This is a genomic window from Mucilaginibacter sp. OAE612, assembly GCF_041806395.1.
GTDB lineage: Bacteria > Bacteroidota > Bacteroidia > Sphingobacteriales > Sphingobacteriaceae > Mucilaginibacter > Mucilaginibacter rubeus.
Window position 1 is genome coordinate 1364399 of sequence record NZ_JBGMUW010000001.1, and the last position, 12913, is coordinate 1377311.

Consider the following 12913-nt stretch of genomic DNA (forward strand, 5'->3'; position numbering starts at 1 on the left):
AATTACAGATTAAACCCAAAACAAGTTCAAATGTATGAAATGTTATGAAATAAGTTTATACACAATCCCCCGTATAAAAAATAAAGCACTGTTGATCATGAAATTATCGATCATATTGTTACTGGCGACAATACTTCAGGTGAGTGCTAAAAGCTATGCACAAAAAATTACATTGTCAGAGAAAAATGCTCCGTTAGAAAAGGTGCTTAAAGAAATAAGAGAGCAAAGCGGGTACGATTTTTTTTATAACTCAAAGCTGATTAAAGACGCTAATCCGGTTAGTATCAATGTACGGAATACAGAATTGGAAGAGGTATTGAAACTGGCACTTTCGGGTCAGCCGTTTATCTATAGCATAGAAGAGAAAACAATAATTATAAAACCTAAGCCTGCGCCTGTTAAGCCCCCCGTTCAGGCTGTACCTACTATCAAAGTTTCAGGTGTTGTTACTGATTCAAAGGGTGTTACTTTACCCGGCGCAAGCGTACGTATCAAGGGGACTGATAAAGGTGTAATAACAGATAGCGAGGGGCGGTTTACCATTGAAGCTAATGATAACAGCACCCTTGTTATTTCATTTGCCGGTTTCATTGCCAAAGAAATTACGGTTACCGCAGCAACATCTTTCCTGACCGTTCAGTTACTTGACGATACCAAGGGTATAAATGAAGTGGTAGTAGTAGGCTATGGTAAACAAAAGAAGCTGACCATAACCGGGGCCGTTACCACGGTGAATGTTGCTGATATAACAACTCCAAACCGCTCCCTATCTAATGCACTGGCAGGTAAGGTAGCCGGGGTTATATCGATGCAAAGAAGCGGGGAGCCGGGTTATGATAACGCGTCATTTACCATCAGGGGTATTGGCACTTTTACGGGTAACTCAAACCCGCTTATTATTATAGATGGAGTGCAGCGGGATGACGTGAACAGTACTTATGGCGGAGCTTATAACAACATCGATCCGGAGGATATTCAAAGCATTTCCCTGTTAAAAGACGCTTCGTCAACCGCTGTATATGGGGCTAAAGGCGCCAACGGGGTTTTGATCATTACCACTAAAAAAGGTGTTGCAGGTAAACCTAAAATTTCCTTTAAAACAGAAACATCCATGTCGGGCCTTACCCGGACCCCTAAAATGCTGGATGCCGTTTCATGGATGAGGTTGCATAACGAAGCAACTACAAATGATGGTAACCCTCCTGCATATTCTGAAGAAACTATCCAGAAAACGGCAAGCGGGTTAGACCCATACCTTTATCCCAATGTAAATTGGATAAAGTCTGTATATAAGAATTGGGCCCCCGGCTATAATACCAACTTAAATGTTACCGGCGGTGCTTCGTCGGTAAGGTATTATGTTTCCGCTTCTTTTTATGACCAGGATGGAAGTTATAAAGTAACCAAACAAAATGGCTATAATCCCAACCTTAACTTTAAGCGTTATGACTTCAGGTCAAACCTTGATATCGATATCAGCAAAACCACTTTATTGACCATGAACCTGGATGCGATGCTGGTGAGCAGCCGTTATCCCGGCATCTCGGCAGGAAACATCTGGTATGAGTCATATTTAACCCCACCTAACGCGTTCCCGATAAGATACCCCGATGGCAAATGGGCCGGTCCGTATAACAATGGCGGATCCAACCCGGTAAACGATATCCAAAACTCAGGTTATAACACCGAGTTTCGCCCTACCATCCAGTCTGTTTTTTCCATTAACCAGAAACTGGATGCAATTACCAGCGGCTTGAGCGCCATGGCCAGGTTCTCGTTCGATTCGTACAGCGAAAATGACAATGGCAGAACAGGTACCAATGATCTTTACTTAGCTACGTCAAGAGATCCGCAGGGTAACCTGGTATTAGGTCAATCGAGGTACGGAAACCAGTTTTTGGGTTATACGCAGTATTCATCTGCCGAAAAAACCATGTACCTGGAAACCAATATTAATTATGATCAGTCCTTCGGCAAGCACCATGTGGGCGGATTGCTTCTATACAATATGCGATCGAGGGTCCAGAGCACCGCGGGTAGTGTTATTACCTCTATTCCTTATAACAATCAGAGTTTGGCCGGCAGGGCAACATATACTTACGCCGATAAATACCTGCTTGAATTTGATGCCGGCTATACCGGTTCAGAAAACTTTGAACCGGGCAAAAAGTTTGGCTTTTTCCCGGCTGTCTCTGCGGGTTGGGTAATTTCGAGGGAGCCTTTTTTCAAAGATTTTTCAAAAACGTTTAACCTGCTTAAAATAAGGGGTTCACATGGTCTCGTAGGTAACGATCAAATAGGATCTGATTACCGTATCACCAGGTTTCCTTATATTAACCAATATGGCAGTGGCGGCTCAGTGGGTTTAGGCCTTAACGGAACAATATATGGTGGTACTACCGAGACTGTTATAGGAGTGGAGAACCTGACATGGGAAAAAGCCAGGAAAGATAATATTGGACTGGAGATAGGGTTGTTCAATAAACTGAATATCACTGTTGATGCCTATAAAGAGAGGCGGACAAATATTTTGGTTCAACGCAGTTCTTTATCTGGGATACTGGGTGTAAGCGGGGCTGTATTTGCCAACTTAGGTGAAATGAATAACCACGGTATTGAGGGTAACATTGAATATAATGATAATATAGGTAAGGTAGGCTTACGCCTTTATGGCAATTTCACTTACAACAATAATAAAATTGTACAGAAAGATGAGCCTAAACAATTATACGCCTATCAGCAAGCTACCGGTCGCAAATATGGCGATAACCTGATGTACGTTGCCGAAGGGTTATTTACCTCGCAGGAAGACGTTGATAAAAGCCCCACTCAATTTGGCGCTGTGTTGAGGCCCGGCGATATCAAGTATAAAGATGTAAATGGCGATGGCGTGATCAACAGTTATGACAAGGTTTATACCGGTAAATCAGACATCCCTACCATATTATATGGCGCAGGGTTTACGGTTGGTTATAAAAAGTTCGATCTTTCTCTTTTCTTCCAGGGAACCGGTAATGTAATTATTATGGCAAACGGTTCTTCTATAACCGGTGCAGGTGCACAAGGCGCGGGTATTGTACCGTTTACAGGCATGGGCACTTATCCATCGGGTATGCTAGCAAGCCTTGAGAACAGGTGGACAGTTGATAACCCAAGTCAGAATGTATACTATCCACGGTTAGGCATTGCTAATCAAAACAGCAATAATTATCAGCCCAGCACATGGTGGTCAAAAGATGCGAGTTTTGTCCGTTTAAAACAGGCCACATTAGGTTATACTTATAAGCCCTCCTTTCTTACCCAGGCGGGTATTAACTCAGTCTACCTTTATTTAACGGGGCAAAACCTGCTAACATTCTCCAAATTCAAACTTTGGGACCCTGAACTTGGCTCTAACGGGGCAGGCTATCCACCGGTACGAATACTTGCCTTAGGATTAAGAGTTGCGTTATAGAGATCGTGAATTTAAATCAGTTTCAAAAGAATTTAAAGTGTGCCAAATGAAAAAAAACATACTAATAATGGTAGTTGGGATCTGCTTCCTGGGTGCCTGTTTATCGTCCTGTAATTACCTTAATAAAAAACCCGATAACCTGTTAACATCAGATCTGATCTGGAGCACCAGGGCTAATGCCGAATCTTACCTGTATAACATTTACGGCTACATTGTACAAACCGATGGGGGAGATTACAGCGCGATGGGCGCCAGTGACGAGTCGTCGGTATCCATTCCCGGCACCAATGTAAGGCAAATGGTTGTTGGCAACTGGAGCCCTGTAAATGCTTATTTTGATTATTGGGACAGGTATTACACTGGTATCCGGTCGTCTTTCATTTTTGAAGCCAATATTGATAAGGTTCCTGCTACCCAACTAAGTGTCAGCCTAAAAAATCAATATAAAGCCGAAGCAAGGTTTTTGCGTGGATGGTTTTACTGGCAGTTAATGAAGCAATATGGCCCTGTTGTAAAAGTAACGGAAACGTTAAGCTTAAATGATGACTTCAATAAGTACCCGAGAGCGTCTTTTGACGAATGTAAGGATTACGTTAACCAACTGATGGATCAGGCCGCTTCGGGTTTACCGGCGCAATGGCCTTCAACCAGCAATTACGGTCGGCCAACAAAAGGTGCCTGCCTTGCTGTAAAAGCTCAGCTGGCCTTATTGTCGGCAAGCCCATTATGGAATGGTAATCCATCGTTTGCTTCTTTTAAAAACCAGGATGGCACCCCGCTGGCACCCACAGTATTTGATGCCGGCAAATGGAAAATAGCTGCCGATGCAGCCAAGGCTGTAATTGATCTTGGTTCGTACAAGTTATTTACAAATCTGGATAACGGCGGAACCCAGTTTGATCCTTATCTGTCTGTCAGGGACCTTTTCTTAACAAACTGGAACAGTGAGATCATATTTTCAAGAAACTCCTGGAATTATTGGGGGTATACCAAATGTGTATCGCCGGGACCGGGAGGATATAGCATGTACAATGCCACCCAAAATGTTGTGGACGCGTTTTATATGAATAACGGCCGCACCATTGATGATCCGCTCTCGGGATATACAGCCACAAGTTTTGCTCAAAGTAATGGCTCAAAATATTGGGAGCACAGCAAAGGGCAATGGAACATGTATGCCAATCGCGAACCGCGGTTTTATGCCTATATCCAGTATAATGGCCGGCCGGTATTGCCTGCGCCAACTGTTGATGATAAAAACTATTATTCATCTGCAGCGAATGTTGACGGCACTGGCCGGGTTGAATTTTATTATAACGGTAAAGCCGGCGCAAAAGCCAGCGGCGCAAGTAATAATATTACCGGATATGATGTATTGAAAAATGTAAGCCCTGCCGATAATATAAGGATGGATGCCACCAACTACAGGCCGTTCATATTGATCAGGTACGCCGAGATATTGCTGGATTATGTAGAAGCCCTGAATGAATATGATCCCTCGAACCCTAATATCGTGCTTTATCTTGATCAGATCAGGACCAGGGCCGGCTTGCCTGGTATAGAGACCGTTTATCCGGGAGCTGTTGGAAACAAGGATTTAATGCGGAAATATATTTTAAGGGAACGCCAGGTAGAGCTTTGTTTTGAAAGCGACAGATACTTTACCCTTGTAAGAAGGCTGTTACTGGGTGCCGATGAAAATCAGACTATTTATGGCCTTAATGTCAATACTGACGATCAGGGCCTGGGATTTGCATTTACCGGGCTTTACAACAAAACGCTTTTTCAAAAAAGGGTATGGAACAATAAAATGTACCTGTTTCCAATATCCCAGTACCAATTGGACCGCGATAGGGCATTGGTACAAAACCCTGGTTGGTAATGCTGGCTCTTATTTACCCTACAGGGTGTAAAAGGTCTGGAAATAAATAATTAAACCGTAATTATTCAAATGAAAACATTCATAAATATATTGGCAAAAGGCATCAATCAATACCTGCTTGCCGGGGCGTTTTTTATCATGATAGCTGTTATGAGCTGTAAAAAAGAAAAAGTGCCTGCACATGATCCTGCATCACCTATCAGTATCAGTACGTTTATCCCGGCACAGGGTGGCGGTGGTACCGAAGTATTGATCTCTGGTACTAACTTTTCAACAGATACTTCGCAAATTTCGGTTACCCTGAATGGGTTTAAACTGAAGGTCATCGGTGCCAACACCAAACAAATGATGGTAGTGGTGCCTAAGAAAGCAGGTTCCGGGCCTATTGTTGTAACTATTGGAAAAGGAACCGCAACAAGCACCGATAATTTTACATACCAATATACCAGGACTGTCACCACGCTGGCAGGATCAGGTAAAGCCGGCTTTGCAAACGGTAAAGGAACAGATGCTATGTTTGATTTTAGCGGGCAAAGCTGGTACCGAAGCTGCGGAGTAACCGTTGATGATAACCTGAATATTTATGTTGCCGATCCCGGAAATCATTGCATCAGGAAAATTGACACCGCGGGCAACGTATCTACACTCGCCGGTAATCCCCAGGTTTCGGGCTATGCTGATGGTAAGGGGAGCGCGGCAAATTTCTCCATACCTTATGATGTTGCCGTTGATGCCCAGGGAAATGTATATTCCGTTGATCCGGGAAATTATGACATCCGTAAAATAAGCCCCGATGGTACTGCAACCACCTGGGCCTGGGGAAATCAATCGCCATGGAGTGTTGCTGTCGACAAAACAACGGGTTTTGTTTATTACTCCAGTTGCTCCAGCCCCGGAAACATCTACCAGGTATCAGCTCAGTGGACTACCAAACAGGTTATATCCGGCCTTAATTATCCTGCAGGAATCAAATTTGACAAAGCCGGTAACTTATATGTATCAGTTAACGGCGACCAGGTTATCAGAAAATTCAGTGCCGGCAACTGGAACGGTAGCATCATAGCAGGGCAACTTGGTGTTTCTGGTTATTTAAACGGAGCCGCTACGACTGCAAAATTTGCTTATCCCTGGGGTATCGCGGTTGATAACAGCAATAATATTTATGTAGCAGGCAACGGAACATGGGACGGCGGCAGCTATAACCCCGATCAAAGTATCCGCTTTATACAGGCGAATACTTTTGACGTAAGCACCTTTGCCGGCAGCGGTACAACAGGTTATGCTGATGCGATAGGAGGATCTGCGCTTTTCAGCGCGCCAACCGGTGTTGCTGTTGATAAGAATGGAACCGTATATGTTTTGGATAAAAACAACAACCGGATAAGAAAAATAGTTTCGGAATAATAACGATCCTTTTTTAAAATACTATCACAGTTTATTTTTCAACCCAGGCATATCCTTGTTGTCCGGGATAAATATGAGTAGTAGTTAATAATTGTTTGGGTTTATTTAAGGGTACTCCGTAGCAGAAACACGTTTCTGCTACGGGCAGGTACTGCGCGGTTTTAAGTGCGAATAAACTTAATGCATGTCAAACAATTGCTACGCCAATTTTTCTTAGAATAAATTTAATGAAACATTATATAAATATCTTTTTAATACATGTTTTTGCCATTCAGGCAATGGCTTGCAGCAAAAAAACGGTAGGTAATGACGTAATAGTCTCAACCGGTAATACACATATCTACTATGTATCAGTTAACGGCTCTGATGCAAATTCGGGCAAAATCAATGCCCCTTTCCAGTCTATCAATGCCGCCTTAGATCATGCCTTACCCGGTGATACCGTTATGGTTAGAGGCGGCAGCTATTATGATAAGGTGGTGTTTCCTAAATCGGGAGCAATGGATAAGTTGATCACATTGAAGGCTTACCCCGGCGAAAGGCCGATGATAGACGGTAGTAAAATAATTGTTTCGGGCTGGGTGCCGCTGGTTACACTGAGCAATGTAAGATATATAACATTGGATGGCTTTGATATCTGCAATCTCACGAGCTCAACTTTTAATACCGATCCTGAAGGGATCGCCATCAATGGCAATTCGCACGATATCACTATCAAAAACTGCAACATTTATAACATAAAGAACAACGCATCCCTGAACGACTGGCGAAGCGGACACGCTATACTGGCAATTGGTAACGGAACTACTGCCATTACTAACCTGGTTATTACGCATTGTACTGTACATGATACGCAGACCGGTACAAGTGAAAATGTAACGCTGGCCGGCAATATTGACGGCTTTGTTTTTAGCCATAATAAAGTATATGATACGGAAAACATCGGGATAATTGTTGCCGGTGGTGATGGTTTAAACCCTAAAGGAGATGTATCTACCAACTATGCCCGCAATGGAGTGATAAGTGATAATATTTTTCACGATAATACCATGACCAGGACCCCGGAAACCTGGGGCCCCGACAGGTACGGCGCTATCTCCATTTATGTTTGCGGCGGTGCTAATACCATTATCGAAAGAAACACAGTATACAACAGCGACCGGGGGATAGGGCTGGTGAGCGAAAGCAACGTGTATGCAACCAAAACCACCATCGTGCGAAATAATTTTGTATATAACTGCTATCGCACAGGTATATACATGGGCGATTATCTGAACTACACATCCGGCGGAACTAAAAACTGTTACGTCGTAAATAATACCTTATATCAGAATAACCGTGTGCCAGGCGCTTTTGGAGAAATTGAAGGAGAGATCAGGCTTACGGAGCATTGCGACAATAACGTGATCAAAAATAACATAGTTTATGCAAGGCCCGTGGATGTATTTATTCATAAGTATACCACAACAGGCAGCAATAACATTATCGACAATAATTTATACTATACTACTGGCACTCCGCAATGGATCTGGAACAGTACTAACGGCGCACCATATACCGATTTAAACGCCTGGCGCGCAGCCAGCGGTAACGATGCCAATTCAACAAATGGGCAAGACCCTCTTTTGCTGAACACCTCGTCGCCCGATCTTCATATACAAGCGGCCTCTCCTGCAAAAAATACCGGAAATGTAATTTCTGCCGATATAAATGGCGCCACAGATATTGACGGAAATACCCGCATTGTAAATAATAAGATAAGTAAAGGCGCACAGCAGTAAGATGTTTAATTAAAAAAGTATGCTTATGAAATGTAATGTCTATGTTTTTTTAATGCTTGGTTTTGCTATACAGGCATTTGGTTGCAGTAAAAAGAACGATTCCGGCGGTAATGTTACAATTACCGGGAGCACTCATGTTTATTATGTAGCTGCCAACAGGTTAGAGTCAAATAAAGGAACAATTGACGCACCTTTTCAAACTATCAATAACGCGCTTTCCCATACCATTCCCGGCGATACTGTAATGGTAAGGGGTGGAGTATATAGCGAAAAGGTTGTATTTCCCAAATCTGGCGTAATGGATAAGTATATCACGTTGAAAGCTTACCGTGGGGAAACACCTATAATTGACGGTAGTTCTTTTAGTGTTAACGGGAGGGAAGCCCTGGTAACCATTGATAAGGCAAAGTATATAGTTGTAGATGGCTTTGAAATACGCAATCTTAAAACCGCAACCGGCGATCCCAAAGCCATTATGGTTGAAGGTGGATCCGACTACATTATTATAAAAAACAATACGGTATACGGTATTGATTATACTCAGCTCCCGCTCAATGGAGGCGGAAATGCTATACTGATCATCGGGAATACTGCCGATCCCGTAACTAATATTACCGTTACCGGGAACACAATCCATGATTGTAAAACCGGGTACGGCGAAAATTTAACCATCAATGGCTATGTTGACGGTTTTACCATCACCAATAATACCATTTATAATGCTCAAAATATTGGGATAGATGCAGCAGGAGGCTATGCGGCCAATGGCGATCCCGCACTAAACTATGCCCGTAACGGTGTTATCAGTGGCAATACCCTCTATAATATTGAAAGTAAAAGAGGGCCGCTTGGCGGGCATGGCGCTATAGGTATTTATGTAGATGGTGGCAGAAATGTGATAGTAGAGAAAAACAGGGTGTCTGTTACAGACAGGGGGATTGGCGCAGTGAGCGAAACCAACGGATTTCCAACAGACCATGTTACTATAAGGAATAACCTGGTATATAAATGTTGGTGTGCCGGTATTTACATGGGTGGGTACTTAAATTATACAGGTGCCGGTACAAGTAACTCTGCCATTATAAATAATACTTTATACAATAATAACCAGGCATTAGGTGCTTTTGGCGAGATAGAAGGAGAGATAAGCATCAGGGAAGATTGCACTAATAATGTTATAAAAAATAATATCATTTACGGCGGGGCATCAGATATGTTTATTCATAAATATACCAACCGGGGATCGGGTAATATCATAGATTATAACCTGTATTACACCACAGGCCCCGCGCAGTGGACCTGGAACGGCGTGGCCTATACCCACTATAACTTATGGAAGGCAGCCTGCGGTGGAGACGCCAGTTCAACATATGGCACCGATCCTTTATTTGTCAATACATCCGGACTTGATTTTCACCTGCAATCGTCCTCAGTAGCAAAAAATAGCGGGCAGGTGATATCTGATGGCGTTAACGGTACGGTTGATTTTGATGGTAATACGCGTATCGTAAATAAGCAGATAAGTAAAGGGGCATATCAATAATCAATACCCATTGTTTTTAATCTTTATTACAAGATGGAAAAGATTCCCACAATTAAAGAGATAGCTAAACGCTTAAAAGTAAGCCCTTCAACAGTGTCCCGTGCTCTTCATGGTCATCCCAGCATTGGCCTTGTAACTACCATGCGGGTTAATAAGGTAGCAAGCGAACTAAATTATGAGCGAAATCAAACAGCTGTATTTTTTAAACAACGAAAAACATTAACTATTGGTGTAATTGTTCCGGATTTTTCTGACGCGTTTTTTTCTTCGGCCCTCAGTGGGATAGAAGATTACGCCAGCAAAAGGAATTATAACGTTTTTATTGGGCAATCGTTAGAAAACCCTGATAAGGAAAAACGTATCCTGGAAACAATGAAAACCCATCGGTTAGACGGTATTATCATTTCGATAAGCAAAAATACCACGAATTATGAAGTGTTTGAACAATTGAAAAAATATAACATTCCTGTTGTGTTTTTTGACCGTATTCCTGGCATGGAAGATATTCATTACTCGGTTTGTAATCTCCAATCGGGAATGCTACAAGCCATTGATTGCTTAATAGAAAAAGGGCATCGTAGTATTGGGTTAATTAATGGTCCATCGCAACTGGCTGCGAGTAAAGAGCGCCTGGATGCTTACAAACAGGGGCTTGATAAATATCAGATAGCAGTAAATACGGACCTGATAGTCTCTTCGGATCTGTCGTCTGCCCAAAATACTTATGCTATGCGGCGGCTATTATCTTTAGCAGATAAACCTACAGCTATTATCACTTTTAACGATTATGTGGCACGCGATGCAATTAAGTTGTTGAAGAACTATAATCTGGCTCCCAATCACGATATTAGCTTTGTCAGTTTTGCAAATTCTCCTATTTGGAGTTTTATGGATAGTGCGCCAATGGCGTCCATTGAACAATTTCCCCAAAAGCAGGGCATAAAAGCGGCCGAAATACTTTTTAAAATAATTGATGATCGCATCAGTGAAGCGTCGTTAACCCCGGTTTTCCATCATGCGGTATTTGATTCCAGTATGGTGTCTCACAGAGGGCGTACCAATGTATAGGATAAGGTTATAAAGAAGTTCGGGTTTTGATTTGCATAAAGCATTGGCGGGTAATATTTATACAAAAAGGGGTTTACATATTTTTTAGAAATTACACTTAATAAGTTGATTATTAAATATATATGTGGGTGTTAACCCCGAATTGTGTTAACCCTGTTAACCCCTCTTTGTTAACAGTGTAAATCCAACCCAACACTATATATCGCTTAGTATCTGAAAAATCCCAAAAAAGCGAGGCTCATCATACCGCCTCGTTTTTTTTGAATTATAAGGTAGAAGTTGATAGGCTTGTTGTTTGTATACTCTTTAATATTCCAATTCAAAAGTGTCACTATACTTTAATATGCTGCTCTTTTGTAAAGATTTGGGAATTTGAATACGCAACTGCCCATTTTGATAGGCCCATTTTAACTTTTCAGAGTTGCCCAACAGGCTTACTTTTTTAATCCGTTTAATATTGTTTACAGGGAAACTTACCTCGGCCGGAAGGGTTACATTATCTTTTTCTGATAGCCAGAAGGCATATAATGTTTTTTTTGTTTTTGACCTTGTAAAATATATGTTCCCAACAGAATAAGGTATAACAGGTTCGGAAGCGTAAATTCCTTTTTCGTTAATCTTCATCCAATTCGCAATGTCCTGTAACCTCTGATAGGCAGTCGGATTCCAGTCGCCATCCGGTCCGGGGGCTATATTAAGCAAGAGGTTACCTCCTCTTGAAACTATTTTTATCAGCGTTTGCACCAATAGGCGGCTGGGCTTAAATTCGTCATCAGGAACATAACTCCAGTATTTGCCAATGGTCATACAGGTTTCCCATGGGTAGGATAAGGGCTTGTCCGGTACTTCCTGTTCGGGCGTGGTATAGTTTTCAAATTCGCCGGTCACTGTCCTGTCTACCATAATCAAACCCGGCTGATAGCTGCGGCTCATTTTTGCTATCCGGGCCATATCAATGTCCTGGTTATAATGTTGCGGGTCGTTATCCTTTGTAACTGATGGCCGTACCCAGCCGCCATCGAGCCATAAAATATCTATTTTACCATAACCGGTCATTAATTCTTCAATTTGGTTGTAAGTAAAATCTTTAAATTTTTGCCAGCGTTCAGGATATCGTTGCGGATCGTAATTTACATTATGATCTTTAGGAGGAAAGTAAGGCCACCAATAATTTTCATTATGCCAGTCGGGTTTGGAAAAATATGCCCCGATCATAAAATTGTCGTTACGGAAGGCGTTAAATATTTCTTTGGTGACATTGCTTCGCGGATTTTTCGAAAACGGAGTTTTAGGGTCGGTAATTTTATAATCTGTTTGTTTAGTATCAAACATGCTAAAACCATCGTGATGTTTAGTGGTAAACACCACGTAATTCATCCCCGCAGCCTTGGCCGCTTTAACCCATTTTTCGGGGTTAAAATTGGCAGGGTTAAAGGTGGTTTGGAGGTTTTCGTATGCTTTTTTATAGGCGAAATAATCATTGCTGTAGGGGCCGGTACGTGTAACCCAGTCATCAGGGCAAATAGTCCAGCTTTCGGCCACACCCCATTGGCTGTATGTTCCCCAGTGCATAAATAAACCAAACTTTTTGTCTTGCCAGCGGGCAAGTTTTTGCCGTACCAGCGAATCTTTAGGAAGCTGGTACGTATCTGACATTTTATGTTCGTTTTGTGCCAATACCGCCTGGCTGCATCCTAAAATAAACAGGCAGGGTAAAAGTTTTCGGATCATGATGATATAATACATTGATAGTTTTGTTTTCATAGGTAGATGAGTAAACA

Annotated in this window: 7 protein-coding genes; 6 read left to right on the top strand and 1 reads right to left on the bottom strand. The window is 42.2% G+C overall.

Going from position 1 to position 12913, the window contains the following annotated elements; genetic code table 11:
• The first annotated feature begins 97 nt into the window (after positions 1-97).
• From ABID99_RS05770 to ABID99_RS05795, 6 genes are all read left to right on the top strand, one after another.
• Positions 98-3454: a TonB-dependent receptor gene (locus ABID99_RS05770; protein WP_373613143.1), complete on the top strand. Its 3357-nt coding sequence runs from the start codon at positions 98-100 to the stop codon at positions 3452-3454.
• Positions 3455-3500: 46 nt separating this feature from the next.
• Complete coding sequence (locus tag ABID99_RS05775; protein WP_373613144.1) at positions 3501-5336, top strand: RagB/SusD family nutrient uptake outer membrane protein; 1836 nt, start codon at positions 3501-3503, stop codon at positions 5334-5336.
• A gap of 69 nt (positions 5337-5405) precedes the next feature.
• Positions 5406-6740 (top strand): IPT/TIG domain-containing protein, encoded by a 1335-nt coding sequence (locus tag ABID99_RS05780; RefSeq protein WP_373613145.1) that lies wholly within the window; start codon positions 5406-5408, stop codon positions 6738-6740.
• Between the two features lie 227 nt (positions 6741-6967).
• Entirely contained in the window at positions 6968-8521 is a 1554-nt protein-coding gene (locus ABID99_RS05785) for a hypothetical protein (RefSeq protein WP_373613146.1), read from the top strand.
• A gap of 25 nt (positions 8522-8546) precedes the next feature.
• Positions 8547-10064 (top strand): right-handed parallel beta-helix repeat-containing protein, encoded by a 1518-nt coding sequence (locus ABID99_RS05790; protein ID WP_373613147.1) that lies wholly within the window; start codon positions 8547-8549, stop codon positions 10062-10064.
• A gap of 33 nt (positions 10065-10097) precedes the next feature.
• The gene (locus ABID99_RS05795; RefSeq protein WP_090532961.1) at positions 10098-11132 is read left to right on the top strand and encodes a LacI family DNA-binding transcriptional regulator; all 1035 of its coding nucleotides are present in this window, start codon (positions 10098-10100) and stop codon (positions 11130-11132) included.
• Between the two features lie 306 nt (positions 11133-11438).
• Here ABID99_RS05795 and ABID99_RS05800 read toward each other — a convergent pair whose 3' ends face one another.
• Positions 11439-12896 (bottom strand): alpha-L-fucosidase, encoded by a 1458-nt coding sequence (locus ABID99_RS05800; RefSeq protein ID WP_229701588.1) that lies wholly within the window; start codon positions 12894-12896, stop codon positions 11439-11441.
• Between the last annotated feature and the right edge of the window lie 17 nt (positions 12897-12913).